Here is a 20,923-nt window from a genome sequence, read left to right as displayed (position 1 = left end):
TTGCCCGCGCCATGTTTTCTCCATAACCAGTTGGAATGGGTGACCCAAGTAAACTCATTTGAAAGCGCGGGCAATCCGCCGCTTCATCAAGGCGTCACATACAACCAACAGGGACACCCGTGATGAACAAGAAACTGGCACTTGCAGCCGTTCTGGGGCTGACCACCGCGCTTCCGGCCATGGCGCAGGACAAGACGCTGACCGTGGGCGGCTACGGCGGCTCGTTCGAGACGCTGATGAAAGAGCTCATCATCCCCGAATTCGAGAAGGCGCATGACGTCAGCATCGCCTTCGTGCCCGGCAACTCGACCGAGAACCTCGCGCGGCTTCAGGCACAGCGCAACTCGCAGGAACTCGACGTCGTGATCCTCGACGACGGTCCGATGTACCAAGCCGACGCGCTCGGTTTCTGTGCGCCGATCGAGGACACCGAGGCCAAGGCAGACGTCTACGACATCGCGCGTCTCGGCGAGAACTCGATTGGTGTGGGCTTTGTCGCCACCGGCTTCACCTACAACACCGAGTGGTTCGAGCGCGAGGGCTGGGAGCCGCCGAAGAGCTGGCTCGACCTCCAGGACGAGAAATACGAGGGTATCCTGTCCATTCCGCCGATCACCAACACCTACGGCCTGCACACGCTCGTGATGGCCGCGCGCCTTGCCGGCGGTGGCGAAGAGGACATCGACCCCGGCTTCGAGGTGATGGCCAACGAGATCGCGCCGAACGTGCTGGTCTTCGAACCCTCGTCGGGCAAGATGTCCGAGCTTTTCCAGTCCGAAGAGATCGCGCTGTCGATCTGGGGCTCGGGCCGTACCAAGTCGCTCGCCGATACCGGCTTCCCGGCCGCCTTCGCCTATCCCGAAGAGGGCGCCGTTGCACTCATGATCGCGGCTTGCCCGGTGGTCGACAGCGATGTGCCCGAGGAAGCACAGGCCTTCATCGACTACCTGCTCGATCCCGAGATCCAGGTGCGCCTGGCCGATGCCATGGGCACGGGCCCGGTGAACACCACCGCCGAGCTTCCGCAGGAACTGGCCGAGACGCTGCCCTACGGTGACAAGATCGACAGCCTCGTGGCGGTCGACTGGGACACCATCAACCCGGCGCGGCAGGACTGGACCAGCCGCTGGGCCCGCGAAGTCGAGCGGTAAGTCATTCTTTTCCGGCAATAACAACACGGGCGGGGGCCTGCATGGCGCCCGTCCGACATCCTTTCGGGAGAGACGATGACATTTCTCGTTCTTGACGGTCTGACCAAGACCTATGGCGACGTGCGGGCCGTCGATAACCTGACCTGCACGGTCGAGAAGGGCGAGTTCGTCTCGCTGCTCGGCCCCTCCGGCTGCGGCAAGACAACGACGCTGCAGATGATCGCCGGCTTCACCTCGCCCACTGGCGGGCGGATCGAACTGGCCGGGCGCGACCTCGCGTCGATCCCGGCGCGGCAGCGCGGACTGGGGATCGTGTTCCAGACCTACGCGCTTTTCATGCACATGACAGTGCGCGAGAACGTGGCCTTCGGGCTCGAGATGCGCAAGGTGCCCAAGGCCGAGTTGACCCGGCGCGTGAACGACGCGCTCGAGATGGTCCACCTCGGCGCGCTTGCCGACCGCTATCCGCGCGCCATGTCCGGCGGTCAGCGGCAACGGGTGGCGCTTGCCCGCGCCCTGGTGATCGAGCCCGAGCTTCTGCTGCTCGACGAGCCGCTGTCGAACCTCGACGCCAAGCTGCGCGAGGAAATGCAGCTCGAGCTGCGCCGCATCCAGCGCGAGGCCGGGGTCACCACCGTGATGGTCACCCACGACCAGTCCGAGGCACTCGCCATGTCCGACCGCGTGGTCGTGATGGACAAGGGCCGCCTTCAGCAGGTCGACAGTCCCTTCGATGTCTACGAGACGCCGCGGTCGAGCTTCGTTTCCACTTTCCTCGGAAAAAGCAACAACTTCCCGGCCACTCTTCAGAGCAACGACGAGACCGGATCGGTCATCCTGTCGGGCGGCCAGACGCTGCGCGGACCCAGGGTCTCGCATCTGCCGGGGCCTGTCGAGATCGCGGTGCGCCCCGAGCGCATCGAGCTTGTCGACGCCGGGGCCGGTCTTGTCTCGGGCACCGTGCGCGAGCGGATCTTCTTCGGCGCGCAGTGGATGCTCGCGGTCGAGACGCCGATGGGAGAGTTCCTCGTCGCCCGCCGCAACGCCGGGGCCCGCGAGGTCGAGATCGGATCGACCGTGCACCTCGCCTGGGCACCGCATGACCTGCGCATCCTTCCCGCCGAACACGAGGTGTCGGCATGACGGCGCGCCCCTGGCTACTCTCCGCGCCGGCGCTGGTGCTTTTCGGAGTGCTGCTGCTGGTGCCGCTCGGGATGACCTTTGTCCTGAGCTTCAACAGCTTCGACTTCTACGAAGGCATCATTCCCACTTTCTCGTTCGAGAACTATGCCGAGGTTCTGGGCGACAGCTACTTCTGGGAAATCTTCGGACGGACCTTCGGCATCGCGCTGGCCACCACCGCGATCTGTGCCCTGATCGGGGTGCCTCAGGCCTACATCCTCTACCGGCTTTCGCCGATGTGGCGTTCGATCGTGGTGCTGATCGTGATCGGCCCGCTGCTGATCTCGGTGGTGGTGCGCACGCTGGGCTGGGCGATCCTTCTGGGCAACCGGGGCGTCATCAACACCGCGCTCGAGAACTGGGGGCTGATCGAGCGGCCGATCAAGATGATGTATACCGAGGGCGGCATCGTGCTGGCGCTCGTGCATGTCTTCGTGCCGTTCATGGTGCTCGCCGTGTGGGCGGCGCTGCAGCGCAAGGACCCCTCGACGGAGGCCGCCGCCGAAAGCCTCGGCGCCTCGGCCTTCACCGTGTTCCGGCGCATCGTGCTGCCGCAGACCATCCCGGGCATCCTCTCGGGCTCGCTCATCGTGTTCTCGATGTCGGCCTCGGCCTTCGCGACGCCCGCCATCCTCGGCGGTCGCCGGGTGAAGGTGGTCGCCACCACGGTCTACGACGAATTTCTCAACACGCTCGACTGGCCGCTCGGCGCCGCCATCGCGATGCTGCTGCTCGCCTCGGTCATGGTCATCATGCTGGCATGGAACCGGCTGGTCGAACGCCGCTACGGGGAGGCGCTGGAATGAACCGCAACGGACCCTTCGCGCTGATCTTCAACATCGCTTTCTGCACCTTCATGCTCGCGCCCATCGTGGTCGTGCTGGGTGTGTCCTTCACACCCGAGGGCTTCCTCGAGTTTCCGCCGAGCGGCATCTCGCTGCGCTGGTATCAGGCGATCCTCGACAACCCCGATTTCATCGCCGCGGCCTGGATCAGCCTCAAGCTTGCCTTGGCGGCAGCGACGCTGGCCTGCATTCTCGCGATCCCGGCGGCGCTGGCCATCGGGCAGGGCAAGTTCCGGGGGCGCGAGGCGCTGCAGGCGCTGTTCCTGTCGCCGCTCATGGTGCCGACGGTGGTGCTGGGCATCGCCTTCCTGCGCTTCCTGAGCCTCTTCGGGCTGAACGGCACGTTCGTCGGTCTCATGGCGTGCCATGCGATCATCATCACGCCGTTCATCCTGCGGCTGGTGCTGGCGGCGGTGGTCGGGCTCGACCGGACGGTCGAAAGCGCGGCCGAGAGCCTCGGGGCCGGGCGCTGGACGGTGTTCCGCCGCATCACCTTCCCGGCGATCCTGCCAGGCGTGGTCGGCGGCTGGGTGCTGGCCTTCATCACCAGCTTCGACGAGCTGACGGTGACGGTCTTCATCGTGAACCCCTCGACCACGACGCTGCCCGTGCGCATGTTCTCGCATATCACGCAGACGACAGATCCGCTGGTGGCCTCTGTTTCCTCGGTAACGGTGATCTTCAGCGTGGTGCTGATGGTGATCGTCGACAGGCTCTACGGGCTCGACAGGCTCCTGATCGGAGAAGGCAAGAAGACATGAACTGGACTGGAAGCGCCGACACCATCGTCGTCGGTGGCGGGCTTGTCGGCACCGCCATCGCCTGGGGCCTCGCCCGCGAGGGCGAACGGGTGACGGTGATCGACGAGGGCGACGTGGCGCTGCGCGCCTCGCGCGGGAACTTCGGGCTGGTCTGGGTGCAGACCAAGGGCCGCAACCTGCCGGAATACGCGCGCTGGACCCGGCGCTCGGCCGACATCTGGCCCGAGTTCGCCGCCACGCTCACCGAGCAGACCGGGGTGGGCCCCGACTACCACAAGCCCGGCGGCATGATCCTCGCGCTCTCGGAAGAAGAGCTCGAGGGCATGCGCGAGACCAACCAGCGGATGCACAACGTCAACGGCGGGCAGGGCTACGGTGCCGAGATCCTCGACCGGGCCGAGCTCGAGAAGATGCTGCCGGGCATCGGCCCCGACGTGGTCGGCGGCTCCTACGGCAAGCACGATGGCCACGCCAGCCCGCTGCGGCTGCTGCGTTCGCTCACGGCGGGGCTGAAGGCGCAGGGTGTGCAACACGCCACCGACGGGCCAGTGACCGAGGTCGGCAAGGACGGCGAGGGCTTCTTCGCCAAGACCGCTTCGACCACCTATCGCGGCGCCAAGATCGTTCTCGCGGCGGGGCACGGCAACAGCAAGCTCGCGCCGATGATCGGGCTCGACGTGCCGCTGCGGCCGGAAAAGGGCCAGATCCTCGTCACCGAGCGCTGCGCACCGTTCCTTCCGATGCCCACCCACGTGGTGCGGCAGACCGACGAGGGGTCGATCATGATGGGCGACAGCCACGAGGACACCGGCTATTCCACGCGCTCCACGACGCCGCCGCTGACCGACATCGCCCGCAACGCGGTGCGCTGCTTCCCGGCGCTGGCGAAGCTCCGGATCCTGCGAAGCTGGGCGGCGGTGCGCATTCTCAGCCCCGACGGCGGGCCGATCTACGAACAGAGCCGCGAGATGCCGGGGGCCTTCTCGGTCAACTGCCACTCCGGCGTCACCCTTGCGGGCGCCCATGCCATGGCGCTGGCCCCGATGATCGCGCGCGGCGCGCTCGATCCCGACATCGACATCTTTACGACCAGGAGGTTCCATGGCGAAGCGTATTGAGGACGGGGGCGAAACCGTCACCTTCACCTTCGAGGACCGGCCCATCGAGGCGCGCGCGGGCGACAGCGTTGCCGCGGCGCTCACGGCGGCGGGGGTGCGCAGCCTGCGCGACAGCGTCGTGTCGGGCGAGCCGCGCGGCATCTTCTGCATGATGGGGACCTGTTTCGACTGCCTGATGGAGATCGACGGCGTGCCGAACGTGCAGGCCTGTCGCACGCCGGTTGCGGCCGGCATGACGGTAAGCCGCCAGCATGGCGGCCCGGCGGTGGAAGGATGAGCGAGATGATCCAGGACAAGACGACACCGCATATTTGCGACCTTGCGGTCATCGGCGCTGGCCCGGCAGGCATGGCCGCGGCCACCACGGCGGCGAAGGCCGGGCTTTCGGTGGTGCTGCTCGACGAGGGCGAGGGCCCCGGCGGGCAGATCTATCGCAGCATCGAAGGTACGACCCCGGCGCGCGCCAAAGTGCTCGGCGCCGACTACAACGCCGGCGCGGCGCTGGCCCGCGCGCTACGCGAGGCCGATCTCACCTACCTGCCGCGCAGCACGGTGTGGAACATTTCGACCGACCGCGTGGTCGATTTCTCGCGTGATGGCGGCTCGTCCCAGTTGCAGGCGGGCTTCATCCTCGTGGCCACCGGCGCGCTCGAGCGGCCCTCGCCGATCCCGGGCTGGACGAAGCCGGGCGTGACCACGGTGGGCGCGCTGCAGATCCTGCTCAAGTCGGCCGGCATCGTCGAGGAAGACGCCGCGCTCGCTGGCTCCGGCCCGTTGCTGTGGCTGGTCGCCAAGCAGATGATCGATGCGGGTGCGCCGCCCGTGGCCGTGGTCGAGACGACGCCGCGCGGGCGCATGTCGGCGGCGCTGCCGCATCTGGCGGGCGCGCTCAAGGGGCACCGCTACCTGCGCAAGGGGCTGTCGATGATGCGCGCGGTGCGCCGCGCGGGCGTCCCCGTGCATCCCGCGGCGTCGGGGCTCGAGGTCATGGGCGATGCCGAGGCCACCGGCCTGCGCTTCACCTCGAAGGGGCGCACCCACGAGATCCGCGCCGCCCACGTGGCGCTGCATCAGGGCGTCGTGCCGAACCAGCAGGTCACACGGATGCTGCGCTGCGAGCATCACTGGGATGCGGCGCAATATTGCTTCCGCCCGGTGGTCGACGCGCGCGGCCTGACGAGCGTCGAGAACGTCTACACCGCGGGCGATGGCGCCGGCATCATGGGGGCGGTCTCGGCCGCGCTGCAGGGGCGGCTCGCGGCGCTCGACATCGCCTCGAAACTCGGCAAGTCCGCGCCCGAGCGGGCCGACCGGCTCGAGGCGGCGCTGACCCGCGACGGCGCGGTGCGCCCCTTCCTCGAGGCGCTCTACGCGCCCGCCGAGGAATTCGTGCTGCCCGGTGACGGCGTTACCGTCTGCCGCTGCGAGGAGATCACCGCGGGCGCGATCCGCGAGGCGGTCGATCTCGGCGCCCCGGGCCCGAACCAGGTGAAGAGCTTCCTGCGCTCGGGCATGGGGCCGTGCCAGGGCCGGGTCTGCGGGCTCGTGGTGGCCAACATCATCGCCGAGCGCCGGCACGCCGGGATGGACGACACCGGGTATTTCCGCATCCGTCCGCCGTTGAAGCCAATGCAGCTGTCGGAGCTGGCGCAGTTCAAGCCGCTGGAAAAGCTGGAACCATGATCTCGGGCGGAGAGCAGACCGCCGACCTCGTCATCATCGGCGGCGGCATCCACGGCTGTTCGGCGGCGATGTTTGCCGCGCCGCGGGGGCTCGACGTGATCGTCATCGAGAAGGACACGGTTGCGCGCCATGCCTCTGGCACGAACGCGGGCGGCGTGCGCCGCCTCGGGCGGCATCTCGACGAGGTGCCGATCTCGCAGCATGCCATGGATATCTGGTACGGCCTGCCGGACATGGTCGAGGACGACTGCGGCTTCCAGATCGCCCCACAGATCAAGGTGGCCGAGACCGAGGCCGAGCTCGACACGCTGCGCGAGCGCGCCGCCACCCTGCGCGGGATGGGCTTCGAGCACGAGGTAATCCTCGACCGCAGCGCCTTGCGCGAGCATCTGCCGGCGGTCGCGGACCATGTCGTCGGTGGCCTCGGCAGCCTGCGTGACGGCTTCGCGCAGCCCTACCAGACGACCTTCGCGATCTCGCGCCGGGCGAAACGCGACGGGGCGCGGATCTTCGAGGGCGAGGCGGTGACGGATGTCACGCGGGACGGCGGCGACTGGCTGGTCGAGACCGCCGGGCGCCGTTTTCGGGCGCCGAAGCTGCTCAACTGCGCCGGCGCATGGGCTGGACGCATCGCGGAACGGCTGGGCGAGCGTGCGCCGGTCGAGCCCATCGCGCCGATGATGCTGGTCACGGCGCGGCTGCCGCATTTCTGCGACGCGGTGGTCGGCGCCACGGGCCGACCGCTGTCGTTCAAGCAGATGCCCAATGGCACCGTGGTCATCGGCGGCGGTCGCCGGGGCAGGGCGGAGCCGTCGGACAACCTCACGGAGATGCTCTTTCCCGAGCTGCGCCTGACCGCCGAGACGGCGATGGAGATCTTCCCGATCATGCGTGGCGCGACCATCGTGCGCAGCTGGTCGGGCGTCGAGGGGCGGATGCCAGACGACATCCCGGTGATCGGGCCCTCGGAGACCCACGAAGGGCTCTACCACGCCTTCGGTTTCTCGGCGCATGGCTTCCAGATGGGCCCGGGCGTGGGCGATATCATGGCCGAGCTGATCGCGACGGGGGCGACGCAGGCGCCGATCCGGCCGTTCTCGATCGGCCGCTTCGCGCGGTAGGGGCGCAGATGATATTCTACACGGCATGAAAAACGCCCGGAGAACGGCTCTCCGGGCGTTTCATCGTTTCGGCTTTGACCGCAGGCTCAGCTCGACAGCGGCAGTTCGCGCAGTTGCGTCGAGGCAATGCAGGCGATGAGCGCCGAGCCTGCCGCGATCCAGAACACCGGGTGCAGCGCGCTGGCGATGCCGTCGAGCACGTGGGCGCGGGTCTCGGGCGGCAGGGCGGCGACCATTTCGGCCTCGATGGTGCGGATGCCGCCGGCGCCGGCCTCGGGCAGCCACTTCACGAGGTTGTGCGCCATGCCCGCGCTGAAGAGTGCGCCGAAGCCCGCGGTGCCGACCGCGCCGCCGATCAGGCGGAACATGTTGGCGCTCGCCGTGCCGACGCCCAGCATCGACACCGGGATCGCGTTCTGGATGGCGGCGACGCCGATCGAGAACACCGGCCCGAGCCCCAGCCCGATGCCGATCATCGACAGCGCGATGAGCCAGAGCGGGCTGTCGGGCGCCAGCGTCGTCATCGACAGCAGCGCCACCGACAGCAGCGCGGTCGAGAACACCGGCAGCAGCTTGTAGCGCCCGGTGCGCGCCATGTAGCGGCCCGACCCGATTGATGCGGTCAGCAGGCCGCCCATCATCGGCACGAGGAACAGCCCCGACGAGGTCGGCGAGATGCCCTTCACCACCTGCAGGAAGAACGGCAGGAAGGTGATGGTGCCGAACATCGCCATGCCGACCATCAGGCCCACGAAGTTCACCACGAGAAAGGTGTTGTTGGCGAAGAGGCTCATCGGCAGGATCGGCTCTTCGGCGCGGCGCTCGACCCGCACGAACATCACCACGGCGGCCAGCGCGATCAGCGCGAGCGACAGCGTCTGCACGCTCGACCATGCAAAGACGGTGCCGGCTGTGTTCGAGATCAGCACCAGCGCGGCAAGGAAGGTCGCCAGAAGCGCGCCGCCGGCATAGTCGACGGACTTGCGCGAGCGGTCAGCGCGCCGGGGCAGGGCGATGCCGAGGATGATAAAGGCGGCAAGCCCCACGGGGAAGTTCACGAAGAAGATCCAGTGCCAGCTCAGGTGTTCCACGAGAAAGCCGCCGAGCAGCGGCCCGATCACCGTGGACAGGCCGAAGGCCGCACCGAGAACGCCCTGCGCCTTGCCGCGCTCGCGGGCCGGAAGCAGGTCTCCCACCACGGCCATCGAGGTCACGATCAGCGCACCGCCGCCGCCGCCCTGCAGGATGCGGCCGGCGATCACCTGTCCCATGCTGGACGCGATTCCGCAAAGCACCGCGCCCACGATGAACACGACAATCCCGGTCTGCAGCACCATCTTGCGGCCGTAGAGGTCGCCGAGCTTGCCCGCCACCGGCGCCCCGATTGTCGAGGCCAGAAGATAGGCGGTCATCACCCAGGTGATCTTGTCCATGCCGCCGAGGTCGGCGACCATCACGGGCAGGGCGGTCGAAACGATCGTCTGGCCGAGCGAGGCGAACAGCAGCGTTGCCGCCACCGCCCCCAGCACAAGCCTGATGCTGCCATCTTCAATGCGTTTTTCCGGCGCGGCCGTGGCCGCTCCGTCGTCGACGTCCACCATTCGTTTTTCTCCTGAAATGGCGGGGCGGGCGCAGCAGATCGCGATCTGGCGCCAACACGCCCCTTGGGTCACAATGAAACCTCGTCTATATATGTGCTGATGGCATATATATGTCAATAGCATCTATTTGCGCGAGGCAGCTTTGAGCGAACGGGACGAAAGACTGAAGGACGATCTGGAACGGGCCGGGATCGGGCGGGAGGTGTCGCAGGCGGCGCTCGACATCGACGCCGTGCTGCAACGCTGGCGCCGCCGGGTGATGAAACGCGAGCTGGGCCACGCGGCGCTCAACGATCTGGGCCTCGACCTGGATGTGCCGCAGCTCGACGTGCTGATGGCGGTGCGCGCGCCGGCAAACGAGTTCCGCGACGAGGACACCGGCTGCGAGACCATGGTGGGCACCGTGGCGGCCCGGCTCGGGATCGACCCGTCACGCGCGAGCCGCATCACCAGCGAGCTGATCCGGCGCGGCTTCATACGCCGCGAGGTCAGCCAGCAGGACGCGCGCCGCAGCGTGCTTGAACTGACCGAGACCGGCGCCAGGATCGTAGAGGCGGTGCGCACCTACAAGCTGCTGGTGCTGGGCTCATATCTTCGCGACTGGCGAAAGGACGAGATCGAGACGTTCCTTCCGTTGCTCGAACGGTTCAGCGCGTGGTCCGAGCGGGCGGAGCGGCCGAGCGGGCCTGTGGCGTCCGAAGTGGCGCAACTGCGAGACGCGCTCGCGGAGCAGGCCGCCCCCGAGGATTGAACGTGCGGCAGACCGGCTGTCACCTCCGCGCGAGCGGTCTTCCGCATGTCGCCAGAGGTGCCTAACCGGACGCCCCGAGACGCCAGCCAGACCGAGACCGTCGATGATGTCCGCGCTACCTTCCGATTTCCGTCCCGACGTCCGACGCGGAACGCAGCTTTTCATAGCGGCCTTCGGGGCCTTGGCGCTGGCGCATGCGCTGGGGCTGCGAAACCCGTTCTGGGCGGCGATGCCGGTCTGGGTGGTGAGCCAGCCTTGGCGGCAGGATATCCTGATCCGCGGCGGGCTGAGGCTGCTGGGAACGATGCTCGGTGCGGGCGTGGGCTTTGCCGCGCTGGCCGCTTTCGACGACCCGGTGGCGCTTGCGATCTGCCTTGCGCTCACCGCCGGTGTCTCGGTCACGGTGGCCTACTGGATCGGCACGATCTACAGCTACGGTGCGCTGATGACCTCGATGACCTGCGCGGTGGTCATGCTGCCCGCGCTCGCCGCGCATGACGACGGGCTGGCGCTGGCCGTCGATCGGACGTGGTGCACGGTGATCGGGGTGATGGCGGTCACGCTGGCCACCGTGGCCTTCACCCCGCCCCGCGAGGAGCCGCATCGCTTCCGCTTCGAGGAACACGGGCTGGCCGTGGCCCTGAGACGGGGCGGCGTCGCGGCGTTCTGCGCGGTCGCCGGGATCGCGCTGGTGCTCGCCACCGAGAGCTTCGTGGCAGTGGCAGCGGCGCTCTCGATCTGCATCTTCTCGTCGATCATAGGGTCGATGGCCGATCCGCGACCGGTCCTCAAGAACCTGCTCCCCGGGGCGACGCTCGGCGTACTGGCGGGGCTGGTCTACCGCCTCGGTGGCGACGCGCTTGGCTTCGGGCCCGAGGCAATGCTGCTCTTCGCCGCTCTCTTCATCCTGGCCGGAGCGATGATCCGTGCCACGCCTCGCATCGCGCCGCTCGGGCTCGATGGCAACATGTGCTTCCTGCTCTCGGCCGAGGTCGGGGCGCGCGGCCACGGACCCGTGCTGCACGTGACCAGCGCCATCGCGCTACTCGCGGGGGCCGGCGTCATGGTGCTGATCTACCGGGCTCTGCTTGCGAGACAGCTGGTCTAGGATTGCGTAACGGGCCTTTCGCACCCGCGCCGTGGCAAGGCCGCGGCCAGTGCATCGTCTGGTGATCGGTCTGATGGGCCTGACGCGGCGCGTGAGCAGGTCATCGCCGCGTTCTGATCCGGGCGGGATGTCCCTCGAGACTTGGAGCATCCGCAAAACGACGGACACCCCGCGAATGCAGCGGAATGCCGTCTTGATGATCCGGATAACCTGCCAAAACCAATGAAGGTTTTGTGGCGGATAGACAGGGATTCGGACCTTGGGGCCCCGTGAAGGGTCAACGGTTTTCGAGACCGTTTTCTCGGGAAAGGGGCAAGCGCAATCCCCCTGTTTTGTTGGCTCTGCGCAGACGAGTTGCGCGACATCGGCAGTTATAGCGGTGCAGGACGGATAGTCAGACGTCATAGTGGTGGCATGCTGCTGGCGTCGTGGACGGCCCAGAGCCGACCTTCGTGCCCTGCGAAGGGAAGGCCCGGATCGCGCTCTTTCAGGGCAATCCCTTGGCCCTTGGTTGCCGCCGTCCCGATACTCCCCACGATTTTGCGAGACGTCATCAAGAGCATCGGGTCCGCCTTCAATGACGGCGTTGGCCATTGAGGCTCAGGAGAAACCTTGCTCCGCGGTGCCCTGTGCGGTGATCCTGGCGTTCTCCTCGGAGCAACACGGTGACAATATTTTCGCTCTTGTGTGCAGCACTGTAGTCGGGGCAGCTTCATGGGACCCCTTCGACCACCCGCGAGGCCCCATGAGCCGGAACTCTCTGCGGCAGACGCTTCTGCCCGACACCCTTGACCGACTCGCCGAAGAGCCGGGGCTGTCAGTGCTGCTTGGGGTCGAAGATGGCGCGCTGACCGATCTGCCGGACCTGATGGCCGCCGCGCTGACCGCCTGTTTGCCCGAAGGCCGTGCGCGGGACTGGCTGCGGGGGGTGACGGCTGCACTCTTTCGCCGGGAGCCCGAGGTGCTGGACACGGCGCTCGACGACCTGCTGCTTACCAGCGCGCGCGACGATCAGCCCGGAGGAGCCCCGCGGGTGCTGCTGTTTGCCAACGGCTATCACGCGCTTCTGTCCTACCGTGTGAGCCGGGCGCTCTGGCTGGCCGGGCGGGAAGACCTCGCGCTGGCGATCAAGAGCCAGTTCACCCGCGCGCTTTCGGTCGAGATCTGGCCACAGGCAACCATTGGCCGCGGCGTGTGGTTCGATCACGGACTCGGCTTGGTGATCGGACAGACGTCGGTCATCGAAGAGGGGGTGAGCCTGTGGCATGGGGTGACACTGGGGTCGAACTTCGTCGATATGGGTGAAGGGCGGCACCCCAAGCTGCGCCGTGGCGCGGTCGTCGGGGCAGGCGCCAAGATCCTCGGCCCGGTCGAGGTGGGCGCAGGGGCGACGGTGGCAGCCGGCGCAATCGTGACCAAGGACGTTCCGCCCGGCCACGTGGTGACCGGGCCACGCGGGACCGATCGCGGTGCCGGGCGGTTCGCGGGCTTTGTCACGCTGGCTGAATTGAAAGGTGGCGCGGGATGACCTCGCTGGCGATCGACCATCCGCTGGTCTGTGTGCGCAATCTGGCCGAGGCGCGTGAGACCTACCTGAAGCTGGGCTTTCTAATGAAGCCGCCGGGGATGCATCCGTGGGGCACATCCACGGCGCTCGTGATCTTCCGCAACCAGCTGCTGGAGTTGGTAGGTATCGGCGACGAGGGTCTGCTTGACGGATACCCGGCCGGAGATTTCCGGTTCGGCCGCCATGTCCAGCACTGGCTGGACGAGCGCGAAGGCGTCCCGCTTTCTGCGCTCAACTCAAGCGATGCTGCTGCGGACGAGGCAGCGGTCGTGGCGCGCGGCGGGCACTGCGAGGGGACCATCGAATTCGGTCGGGACGTTGTGCGCGATGACGGCACGCCGGATCGCACCGCGACGACGCTGAAGATCTTCACCCGGCCCGGCCTCCCGCGCCTGTCGATGTTCGCCTGCCAGCAACACCGCCGCGACCTGATCGAATTTCCGCAATGGATGGACCACCCCAATGGCGCGCATGGCTTTGTCTCGGCCACGATCCTCGCCGAGCCGAAAGACCAGCCTGCGGTGCGGGACTGGCTGGCCACGCTGCACGGCCCCGGGGCCGTGACCGCCACCGCCGGGGGCTTCGACGTCGCCACCGGCAAAGGCCACTGGCGGGTGCTGGACCGCGATGCCGCCCGTGCTGTCCTTGGGCCGCTGCCCGATGACCTTGCCCCGGACAGCGCACCCTCGGTGATCTCGCTCGATGTCGCCTGCCAGGCGCTGGATCGGGTGCGCCCTTTCGTTGAGACCGGCGGCTTCGCAGCTCGTGAGATCGGCGGGGCACTCGTCCTGACCGAGCCGGCAAAGCTGGGCGGCATCCTGCTGACCTTCCAAGAGGCGCCGAAGGCGCCCTGACGCAAATCCGGACGCCCGCGCGCGTCCCGAAGGAGACCTCATGTTCGACCAAGACCACATCGCCGAAGCCATTGCCTGGCGCCACGATCTGCACCGCCATCCCGAACTGGGCTTCGAAGAGCACCGGACCTCGGAGATGATCGCCGGGCTGCTCACCGACTGGGGCTGGCGGGTGCATCGTGGCCTCGCGGGCACCGGCGTCGTCGCGCAGATGGGGCAGGGCGCGCCGGTGATCGGCCTGCGTGCCGACATCGACGCGCTGCCCATCGTCGAGGCGACGGGTGCGGCCCATGCCTCGACCCTTCCGGGCAAGATGCACGCCTGCGGCCATGATGGACACACGGCCATGCTGCTGCTGGCCGCGCGCCAGATCGCGGCGGAGGGCGTCGAGACAGGCACGATCACGCTGATTTTCCAGCCCGCCGAGGAAAGCGACGGCGGCGCGCGGGTCATGATCGAACAGGGGCTGTTCTCTCAGTTCCCGTGCGACAAGGTCTTTGGCATCCACAACTGGCCCGGCGTCGCGCCGGGGCGCTTCGTGGCCCGCGACGACAAGATGATGGCGGCCTTCTCGGTCTTCGACATCGAGATCCTCGGCAAGGGCGGCCATGGCGCCATGCCCGAACAATCCGACGGGGTGATCGCCGCCGCCGGGCGCACCGCCGCCGCCTTGCAGGAGATCCCTGCGCGCGCGTTGTCGCCGCTCGAACCCGGCGTGGTGTCGGTCACGCAGATCCACAGCGGCTCGGCCTACAACGTCTGCCCGGACCGCGCCGTCGTGAGTGGCACCTGCCGCTGGTTCGGCGCCGAGGCCGGCGACATCATCGAGGATCGCCTCCGCCGGGTGGCCAGCGCCGAGGCCGCCGCGCAGGGCTGCACCGCCAACATCGACTACCAGCGCCGTTATCCCGCGACGATCAACACCGCCCCCGAGGCCGCGCTGGCCCGTGAGGTCGCGGCCGACATGGGGCTTGATACGTCGATGGTCGGTCCGAGCATGGCCTCCGAGGATTTCGCCTTCATGCTGAACGAGGTGCCCGGCGCCTACCTCTGGCTTGGTGCTGCGCGCGAGGGCGAGAACCCCGGGCTGCATTCGGCGAAGTTCGACTTCAACGACGCGGTCTTGCCCGCCGGGGCCGAGTTCTGGGTGCGCCTCGCCCGTCGCGCCACGCAGGGCTGATGGACGCGCTCGACAGCCGCTTCCTGCGCGAATTTCTCGCGGTCGCGCAGGAGGGCTCGATCCGCCGGGCGGCGGATCGGCTGAACGTCGTGCCTTCGGCGATTTCACGCAAGATCGCCGATGCCGAGGTCCGGCTCGGGGTCACGCTCTTCGAGCGTAGCTCCAGGGGCGTGACGGTGACCGAGGCCGGGGAACTGCTGCGAGAGCATGCACTGCACCTGCAGGACGAACAGACTTTCCTTCTTGACCAGATTGGCCGGTATCGCGCGGGCCAGACCCAGACCGTGCGCATCGCACTTGGGGAGGGGTTCACCGCCGACCTGATGGAGAATGGCCTGGCGGAGCTGAGCCGTCAGCAGCCCGATCTGCGCATTTCCATGGATCACGCTGGCACCGAGGAGTTGCAGCGCCGGGTGGTCGAGGGCGAGGCCGATATCGGGATCGCCTACAACCCGCTGCTGACAGAGGCGACGCGCTCGCTGGCCATGGGGCGCCAGCCGCTCTGCGCCGTGGTGCCCGCGAATTCATCACTGGCGGGGCGGCGGAGCGTGGGGCTGGCCGAGGTGCTGGAACATCCCGTTGCCATGCTCGATGCCCGCCACGCCATCCGGCACCTCGTGGGGCAGGTCGCCGCCGACCGTGGTCTGGCACTGCGGGTGCATGTGGAGACCTCCTCCATCGCGCTGCTGATCCGCTACGTGAGCGCGGGCATCGGCGTGACCTTCCTGCCGAGATTTTCTGCGTCAATTCAAGCAGCTCGCGGTGACCTGGCGGTGATCGAGCTGGACGAGCCGGCGCTGCACCGGGTCAGCACGCACCTCATGGTGCGGGCCCGCCGGCGCCTGCCGAAATCGGTGGACCTGGTGGCCACCTTCCTGTCGGACCGCATGGTGGCCTTCCGCCGGTGATCCCCCGCGTTGCCATCATGGCAACGCGATGTGCGCGATATGCCCCCTACCTGTGAACGCCGTTCCTCCGGTTAGCTGTGTGGAACGCCAGCCAAGGGTGGCTGGCCAAGCACAACGACAGGAGATCACATGGCAACAGAGACAGGCAAACGGGCCGGGGTGATCGGACTTGGGGCCATGGGATTTGGCATGGCGTCGAGCCTTGTGCGCGCCGGGTTCGAGGTCTCGGGCTTCGATCCTTCCCCCGCGGCGCAGGACCGCGCCCACGAGGCGGGCATCGCGCCACTGGCGACCCCCGAGGACGTCGTTGCCGCCGCAGAGGTGATCGTGCTTTCGCTGCCCACGGCAGCGCATGTCGAAGGCGTCATTTCCGCGGCACGGGACGCGGGGCTGCTGGGCGCGGACACCGCGGCCAAGGTCATCATCGACACCTCCACCTCCGAGGCCGAGGTCAGCCGCAAGCTTTCAGCGGCGCTTGCCGAGGAGGGGCACGGCTTCCTCGACGCGCCGGTCAGCGGCGGGCCCGCGGGCGCGGCCGCAGGCCAGCTTTCGGTCATGCTCGGCGGTGACGAGAAATGGGTCACCGCGGCGATGCCCGCGCTCGAGGCGATGGCGGCGAAGATCCTGCACGTCGGCCCGAGCGGCGCGGGCAATGTGGCCAAGCTGGTCAACAACATGCTGGTCGCCAGCCACATGGTTACCACGCTCGAGGCGCTGCGGCTGGCCGAAGCGTCGGGCGTTGGCGCCGAAGACGCGCTGCGGGTGATCAACTCGGCCACCGGGCGCAGCGCGATCTCGGAAATCCACTATCCCAACTGGGTGCTGCCGCGCAGCTTCGACAGCGGCTTCAGCACCGGGCTGATGCGCAAGGATGTGCGGCTTGCCCGCGAACTGGCGCAAAGCGTCGGATGCGCCATGCCGGTGGCCGACCTGGTGGCGGACCTCTGGGCCGAGGAGACCTCGGGCCTGAAGGACGCCGACGATTTCATGCACATGGGCGATCCCACGGTGGACCGCCTGAGCCAGAAGGAAGACAAGTGATGGCCAAGGACATCATCGATACCGCGGCCCGCGTGGCCGAGCTGCTGAAGGACCTGACAGGCTCCTCCGAAGTGCAATCCTGGGTTGGCGGCGAACTGGTGCCGGGCACCGGGCACGCACTGGAGCTGACCGACCCCGCGACGGGCGAGGTCTTCGCCCGCTACAAGGACGCTGGTGCCGACGTCGTGGCACAGGCCGCCGAGGCTGCCACTCGCGCGCAGAAGGAATGGTTCGCCAAGACCGCTTCCGAACGCGGCCGCATCATGTTCGAGATCGGCCGCCAACTGCGCGCCAATTCCGCCGCGCTGTCAGAGCTCGAGGCGCTCTCCTCGGGCCGTCCGATCCGCGACACGACCGGCGAGCCTGCGCGCATGGCCGAGATGTTCGAATATTACGCCGGCTGGTGCGACAAGATCAGCGGTGACGTGATCCCGGTGCCCTCGACGCATCTCAACTACACCCGGCACGAGCCGCTTGGCGTGGTCAGCCAGATCACGCCGTGGAACGCGCCGCTGTTCACCTGCTGCTGGCAGGTCGCCCCGGCGATCTGCGCCGGCAACGGCGTGATGATCAAGCCGTCCGAACTGACGCCGCTGTCGTCCATCGTCACCGGCATCCTCTGCGAGAAGGCGGGCGTGCCCAAGGGCCTCGTTAACGTCATCGCCGGTGATGGTCCGGGCTCCGGTCAGGCGATGATCGAGAACCCGGCGACGGCGCTGGTGGTTTTCGTCGGCTCCGCAGAAGCGGGATCCAAGATCGCGGGCGCAGCGGCCAAGCGGCTGGTGCCCTCGGTGCTCGAACTGGGCGGCAAGTCGGCCAACATCGTCTTCGGAGATGCCGACCTCGATCGCGCCGTGGTGGGCGCGCAGGCGGCAATCTTTGCTTCCTGCGGTCAAAGCTGTGTGGCTGGCTCGCGCCTGCTGGTGCACCGCTCGGTGCATGCCGAGATGGTCGAGAAGCTGAGTGCCGCCGCCGGCAATATCCCCGTCGGCGCGCCGATGGACCCGGCGACGCAGATCGGTCCGGTGAACAACCAGCGGCAATGGTCGAAGATCGACGAGATGGTGCGCGAAGCCGTGAGCCAGGGCGGCGAGATCACCAGTGGCGGCGCGAAACCCGCAGCGCTGACGGAAAGCGGCGGCTTTTTCTTCGCCCCCACCGTGGTCGACCGGGTGACCCCGCAGATGACCATCGCCAACGAGGAAGTCTTCGGCCCCGTGGTGTCCGTTCTGCCCTTCGACACCGAGGAGGAGGCGATCGCGCTGGCCAATGCCACGCCCTACGGCCTTGCCGGCGCGGTTTGGACGCAGGACGTGGGTCGGGCGCACCGCATGGCGGCAGAGGTCCGGGCGGGCACCTTCTGGGTCAACAGCTACAAGACGATCAACGTCATGTCGCCCTTCGGCGGCTTCGGGCGCTCGGGCTATGGCCGCTCGTCGGGCCGCGAGGCGCTGGCCGCCTACACCCAGACCAAGTCCGTCTGGGTCGAGACCGCGGCGAACCCCGCGCAGGGCTTCGGCTACGCGCCGGGCTGAAGCGCCCGGATCGCCGAAATTTCGAACCGCTGCGGACCGGGTAAGCGCCCGGTCCCGGCCAATACGCCCCGCCCCAAGGGGCACGACAGAGAGGGTCCTCATGCCAATAAAAGACATTCTGACCGACTGGCGCCTGCATGGCAGCGTGCTTGTCATCACCGTTATCGCCGAGCTTGTCGGCGTCATCGCCGTGCCGATCGGCATCGGCTCCATCCTGCTGTTGCCGCTGCTCTACGCCTTCGTCATGGGGCTGCTGATCAACCCCAACGTGATCTCGGGCGCCCGCGCGCTGATCCGCGATCGGGAGGTACATGCCGCCTCGCCGCTGATCGTCATCGCCATCATGCCCTTCATTGCCAAGTTCGGCACGATCATCGGCCCGTCCATGGAGCAGATCATCGCCGCGGGTCCCGCGCTGATCCTGCAGGAGCTGGGCAACCTTGGCACCATCCTGCTGGCCTTCCCGGTCGCGGTGCTTGTGCTGCGCATGGGCCGCGAGTCCATCGGTGCCTGTTTCTCGGTCGCGCGCGAACCCAACATCGCGATCATCGCCGACAAATACGGCCTCAAGAGCCAAGAAGGCGCCGGTGTCATGGGTGTCTACGTGATCGGGACGCTCTTCGGCACGTTCATCTTTGCCATCCTCGCGTCGATCCTGGCGACGACCGGGGCCTTCTCGGTCGAGGCGCTGGCCATGGCCTGCGGCATCGGCTCGGGCAGCATGATGGCGGCCTGCTCGGGCGCTCTGGTGCATGCGGTGCCCGAAATGGAAGAGCAGATCCTTGCGCTGGCCGGCGCGTCCAACGTGCTGACCTACGCCACCGGTCTCTACCTCTGCGTCTTCGTGGCGCTGCCGTTGACCGAGAAACTCTACGACCTGCTGGGCCGCAAAGAGCCCTCGAACGCCGGAGCCTGAGCCATGAGCGACATCCAATCCCAAGACCTCGATCCGACCGAAGAACTCAAGCTCGGCCTCGGTGCCCATGCCGCGGCGCTGGCGGTGGTCTGCGTGATCGCGCTGGTGGGCAACACCGTGGCGACCGAAAACACCGTTCCCCAGGGGCTGGTGGGGCTGATCATCCTGTGGGTGATGTGCATGATCGGCATGCTTCTGACCAGGTTCGTGCCGTTCAAGCTGCCCTCTGTCGCGTGGATTTCCGCCGTCGGCATTCTGGCCACCATGCCCTGGACGCCGGGCAGCGCCTGGGTCCTCGACAAGGTCAGCCACGTGAATTTCCTGACGCTGGCAACGCCCTGCCTCGCATATGCCGGCATCGCGATCGCCAAGCGCGAGATCGAGATCGCCAAGGCCTCGGGCTGGAAGATCGCCGTGGTTGCCGTGTTGGTGATGACCGGCACCTACGTGGGCTCGGCCATCGTGGCGCAGGCGTTCCTCTGATCACGTCCTGATCCCCGCCACGGGCCGTGCTCAACGGCCCGTGGCATCCATACGCTGTCGGGCAACGTACGACTGGCGGTCCTTTCCTGTGGTCGTCGCGGCGAATGACGGGTTCCCGCCGATGCTGTTGAGAAAGTCTTTGTTGCAGTGCGGCAAGTCTCTCGTTTCACCCGACGATGAGGGGATGAGAGGAAATCGGGATGATGGGTCGGCAGGACGCTCCAGTGCAGCTGTTCTATGAGTTCAATCTGGACCGTCATGTCCCGGCCAATCATATGCTGCGAGAGATCGATCTGTTCCTTGACGGTGACAGCCTGCGGGAGGCGCTGCGACCGTTCTACAGCCACCTTGGCCGCCCCTCCATCGACCCCGAACTGATCAGTCGGATGCTGGTGATCGGCTACGTCATGGGCATCCGGTCTGAACGACGCCTGTGCAACGAGGTTCATCTGAACCTGGCCTATCCTTGGTTCTGCCGGTTGGGCCTGGAGGGCAACGTCCCGGATCATTTGACCTTCTCGCGGTATCGCCACGGCAGGTTCCGGGAAAGCAACCTGCTGCGACAGGTGTTTGAAGATGAGCCTTCGGCGCCCGACTCCATGACATCCGCCACAAGTTCGCAATCGAACGGCTGAGGGAAGGGCGGGGCGGTCTATCGCGTCCAGCGCTACATTGGCCACGGATCTGTGAACACGACCGAGCGCTATTACTTCCGCTACCTATCGCAGGAGCAGCAGGAGATCGCTAACGCTGATGGGAATGCCGGTCCCTGAACCAGCATGGCATCTGCCCGAAGCAGCCCCGCTCGAAACGGCGGGGCTTCGTCGTTTCAGGACATCTTCCGGGATGTTCAGTGGCACCAACGGCGGCATCTCGGCATAGTCGGTGCAACCGGGGGGAAAGTCGTCATAATATGCCGAATCTGGCATTTCACGGCTCTTACGACCCGCAAGAGCGGGTAGGACCAGAAACCAGTGAAATAAGGCCAAAGTGGCGGAGAGACAGGGATTCGAACCCTGGGACCCCGTGAAGGGTCAACGGTTTTCGAGACCGCCCCGTTCGACCACTCCGGCACCTCTCCGCGGGGGTCGTTGTGGAGCGCCGTTTAACGAGATGCT

Annotated in this window: 19 protein-coding genes, 1 tRNA gene and 1 pseudogene; 19 read left to right on the top strand and 2 right to left on the bottom strand. The window is 67.3% G+C overall.

Annotated elements, in window-relative coordinates:
• The first annotated feature begins 122 nt into the window (after positions 1-122).
• From D6860_RS01200 to D6860_RS01165, 8 genes are all read left to right on the top strand, one after another.
• The gene (locus D6860_RS01200) at positions 123-1,151 is read left to right on the top strand and encodes an ABC transporter substrate-binding protein (RefSeq protein WP_017467247.1); all 1,029 of its coding nucleotides are present in this window, start codon (positions 123-125) and stop codon (positions 1,149-1,151) included.
• A gap of 75 nt (positions 1,152-1,226) precedes the next feature.
• On the top strand, positions 1,227-2,294 hold the full coding sequence (locus D6860_RS01195) for an ABC transporter ATP-binding protein (protein WP_076624526.1): 1,068 nt from the start codon (positions 1,227-1,229) through the stop codon (positions 2,292-2,294).
• A complete protein-coding gene (locus D6860_RS01190; RefSeq protein ID WP_076624527.1) occupies positions 2,291-3,139 on the top strand; it encodes an ABC transporter permease in 849 nt (282 codons plus the stop codon). Before D6860_RS01195 ends, D6860_RS01190 begins: the two co-directional genes overlap by 4 nt.
• Entirely contained in the window at positions 3,136-3,939 is an 804-nt protein-coding gene (locus D6860_RS01185) for an ABC transporter permease (protein ID WP_076624528.1), read from the top strand. The genes D6860_RS01190 and D6860_RS01185 overlap by 4 nt, the downstream gene beginning before the upstream one ends.
• The gene (locus D6860_RS01180; RefSeq protein WP_076624529.1) at positions 3,936-5,057 is read left to right on the top strand and encodes an NAD(P)/FAD-dependent oxidoreductase; all 1,122 of its coding nucleotides are present in this window, start codon (positions 3,936-3,938) and stop codon (positions 5,055-5,057) included. Before D6860_RS01185 ends, D6860_RS01180 begins: the two co-directional genes overlap by 4 nt.
• Positions 5,041-5,334, top strand: coding sequence for a (2Fe-2S)-binding protein (locus D6860_RS01175; protein WP_076624530.1), 294 nt, complete (start codon positions 5,041-5,043; stop codon positions 5,332-5,334). Before D6860_RS01180 ends, D6860_RS01175 begins: the two co-directional genes overlap by 17 nt.
• 5 nt (positions 5,335-5,339) lie before the next feature.
• Positions 5,340-6,740, top strand: coding sequence for an FAD/NAD(P)-dependent oxidoreductase (locus tag D6860_RS01170; RefSeq protein ID WP_076624531.1), 1,401 nt, complete (start codon positions 5,340-5,342; stop codon positions 6,738-6,740).
• Positions 6,737-7,861 carry an NAD(P)/FAD-dependent oxidoreductase gene (locus D6860_RS01165; RefSeq protein WP_076624532.1) on the top strand — a complete coding sequence of 375 codons (1,125 nt, stop codon included), beginning with the start codon at positions 6,737-6,739 and terminating at the stop codon, positions 7,859-7,861. The genes D6860_RS01170 and D6860_RS01165 overlap by 4 nt, the downstream gene beginning before the upstream one ends.
• Before the next feature lie 86 nt (positions 7,862-7,947).
• On the opposite strand, the gene D6860_RS01160 is transcribed toward D6860_RS01165, so the two are convergent.
• Entirely contained in the window at positions 7,948-9,462 is a 1,515-nt protein-coding gene (locus D6860_RS01160) for an MDR family MFS transporter (RefSeq protein ID WP_076624533.1), read from the bottom strand.
• Positions 9,463-9,604: 142 nt separating this feature from the next.
• Between D6860_RS01160 and D6860_RS01155 the strand changes: the two genes are divergently transcribed.
• The 11 genes and pseudogenes from D6860_RS01155 to D6860_RS01105 form a co-directional block, all read left to right on the top strand.
• Entirely contained in the window at positions 9,605-10,213 is a 609-nt protein-coding gene (locus D6860_RS01155; protein ID WP_076624534.1) for a MarR family winged helix-turn-helix transcriptional regulator, read from the top strand.
• A 103-nt stretch (positions 10,214-10,316) separates the two neighbouring features.
• Positions 10,317-11,321, top strand: a complete 1,005-nt coding sequence (locus D6860_RS01150) for an FUSC family protein (RefSeq protein WP_076624535.1) — start codon at positions 10,317-10,319, stop codon at positions 11,319-11,321.
• A gap of 745 nt (positions 11,322-12,066) precedes the next feature.
• The gene (locus D6860_RS01145) at positions 12,067-12,849 is read left to right on the top strand and encodes a serine O-acetyltransferase (protein WP_017467869.1); all 783 of its coding nucleotides are present in this window, start codon (positions 12,067-12,069) and stop codon (positions 12,847-12,849) included.
• On the top strand, positions 12,846-13,742 hold the full coding sequence (locus D6860_RS01140) for a VOC family protein (protein ID WP_076624536.1): 897 nt from the start codon (positions 12,846-12,848) through the stop codon (positions 13,740-13,742). The genes D6860_RS01145 and D6860_RS01140 overlap by 4 nt, the downstream gene beginning before the upstream one ends.
• Positions 13,743-13,782: 40 nt before the next feature.
• Positions 13,783-14,922 carry an amidohydrolase gene (locus tag D6860_RS01135; RefSeq protein ID WP_076624537.1) on the top strand — a complete coding sequence of 380 codons (1,140 nt, stop codon included), beginning with the start codon at positions 13,783-13,785 and terminating at the stop codon, positions 14,920-14,922.
• The gene (locus tag D6860_RS01130; RefSeq protein ID WP_076624538.1) at positions 14,922-15,830 is read left to right on the top strand and encodes a LysR family transcriptional regulator; all 909 of its coding nucleotides are present in this window, start codon (positions 14,922-14,924) and stop codon (positions 15,828-15,830) included. The genes D6860_RS01135 and D6860_RS01130 overlap by 1 nt, the downstream gene beginning before the upstream one ends.
• A 75-nt stretch (positions 15,831-15,905) precedes the next feature.
• Complete coding sequence (locus D6860_RS01125) at positions 15,906-16,871, top strand: NAD(P)-dependent oxidoreductase (protein WP_256359814.1); 966 nt, start codon at positions 15,906-15,908, stop codon at positions 16,869-16,871.
• Positions 16,871-18,406, top strand: a complete 1,536-nt coding sequence (locus D6860_RS01120; RefSeq protein WP_017466972.1) for an aldehyde dehydrogenase family protein — start codon at positions 16,871-16,873, stop codon at positions 18,404-18,406. Before D6860_RS01125 ends, D6860_RS01120 begins: the two co-directional genes overlap by 1 nt.
• A 100-nt stretch (positions 18,407-18,506) precedes the next feature.
• Entirely contained in the window at positions 18,507-19,322 is an 816-nt protein-coding gene (locus D6860_RS01115; protein WP_017466973.1) for a DUF3100 domain-containing protein, read from the top strand.
• 3 nt (positions 19,323-19,325) lie between these two features.
• Positions 19,326-19,805, top strand: a complete 480-nt coding sequence (locus tag D6860_RS01110; protein WP_017466974.1) for a hypothetical protein — start codon at positions 19,326-19,328, stop codon at positions 19,803-19,805.
• A gap of 200 nt (positions 19,806-20,005) precedes the next feature.
• Positions 20,006-20,380 (top strand): annotated as a pseudogene (locus tag D6860_RS01105) (transposase); the annotation flags it as partial.
• A 416-nt stretch (positions 20,381-20,796) separates the two neighbouring features.
• Here D6860_RS01105 and D6860_RS01100 read toward each other — a convergent pair.
• Positions 20,797-20,886 (bottom strand) — tRNA-Ser (locus D6860_RS01100).
• Positions 20,887-20,923 lie beyond the last annotated feature (37 nt).

The organism is Salipiger sp. D13 (assembly GCF_003703915.1).
GTDB classification, from domain to species: domain Bacteria; phylum Pseudomonadota; class Alphaproteobacteria; order Rhodobacterales; family Rhodobacteraceae; genus Salipiger; species Salipiger profundus.
The sequence above is the reverse complement of the archived record's forward strand: the minus strand, read 5'-3'. Positions and strand labels throughout refer to the sequence as shown.

Excerpts from the sequence above, each read along its gene's own strand:
- D6860_RS01200 (WP_017467247.1), top strand. The coding sequence starts at position 123 with ATGAACAAGAAACTGGCACTTGCAGCCGTTCTGGGGCTGACCACCGCG.
- D6860_RS01195 (WP_076624526.1), top strand. The coding sequence starts at position 1,227 with ATGACATTTCTCGTTCTTGACGGTCTGACCAAGACCTATGGCGACGTG.
- D6860_RS01190 (WP_076624527.1), top strand. The coding sequence starts at position 2,291 with ATGACGGCGCGCCCCTGGCTACTCTCCGCGCCGGCGCTGGTGCTTTTC.
- D6860_RS01185 (WP_076624528.1), top strand. The coding sequence starts at position 3,136 with ATGAACCGCAACGGACCCTTCGCGCTGATCTTCAACATCGCTTTCTGC.
- D6860_RS01180 (WP_076624529.1), top strand. The coding sequence starts at position 3,936 with ATGAACTGGACTGGAAGCGCCGACACCATCGTCGTCGGTGGCGGGCTT.
- D6860_RS01175 (WP_076624530.1), top strand. The coding sequence starts at position 5,041 with ATGGCGAAGCGTATTGAGGACGGGGGCGAAACCGTCACCTTCACCTTC.
- D6860_RS01170 (WP_076624531.1), top strand. The coding sequence starts at position 5,340 with ATGATCCAGGACAAGACGACACCGCATATTTGCGACCTTGCGGTCATC.
- D6860_RS01165 (WP_076624532.1), top strand. The coding sequence starts at position 6,737 with ATGATCTCGGGCGGAGAGCAGACCGCCGACCTCGTCATCATCGGCGGC.
- D6860_RS01160 (WP_076624533.1), bottom strand. The coding sequence starts at position 9,462 with ATGGTGGACGTCGACGACGGAGCGGCCACGGCCGCGCCGGAAAAACGC.
- D6860_RS01150 (WP_076624535.1), top strand. The coding sequence starts at position 10,317 with ATGATGTCCGCGCTACCTTCCGATTTCCGTCCCGACGTCCGACGCGGA.
- D6860_RS01145 (WP_017467869.1), top strand. The coding sequence starts at position 12,067 with ATGAGCCGGAACTCTCTGCGGCAGACGCTTCTGCCCGACACCCTTGAC.
- D6860_RS01140 (WP_076624536.1), top strand. The coding sequence starts at position 12,846 with ATGACCTCGCTGGCGATCGACCATCCGCTGGTCTGTGTGCGCAATCTG.
- D6860_RS01135 (WP_076624537.1), top strand. The coding sequence starts at position 13,783 with ATGTTCGACCAAGACCACATCGCCGAAGCCATTGCCTGGCGCCACGAT.
- D6860_RS01130 (WP_076624538.1), top strand. The coding sequence starts at position 14,922 with ATGGACGCGCTCGACAGCCGCTTCCTGCGCGAATTTCTCGCGGTCGCG.
- D6860_RS01120 (WP_017466972.1), top strand. The coding sequence starts at position 16,871 with ATGGCCAAGGACATCATCGATACCGCGGCCCGCGTGGCCGAGCTGCTG.
- D6860_RS01115 (WP_017466973.1), top strand. The coding sequence starts at position 18,507 with ATGCCAATAAAAGACATTCTGACCGACTGGCGCCTGCATGGCAGCGTG.
- D6860_RS01110 (WP_017466974.1), top strand. The coding sequence starts at position 19,326 with ATGAGCGACATCCAATCCCAAGACCTCGATCCGACCGAAGAACTCAAG.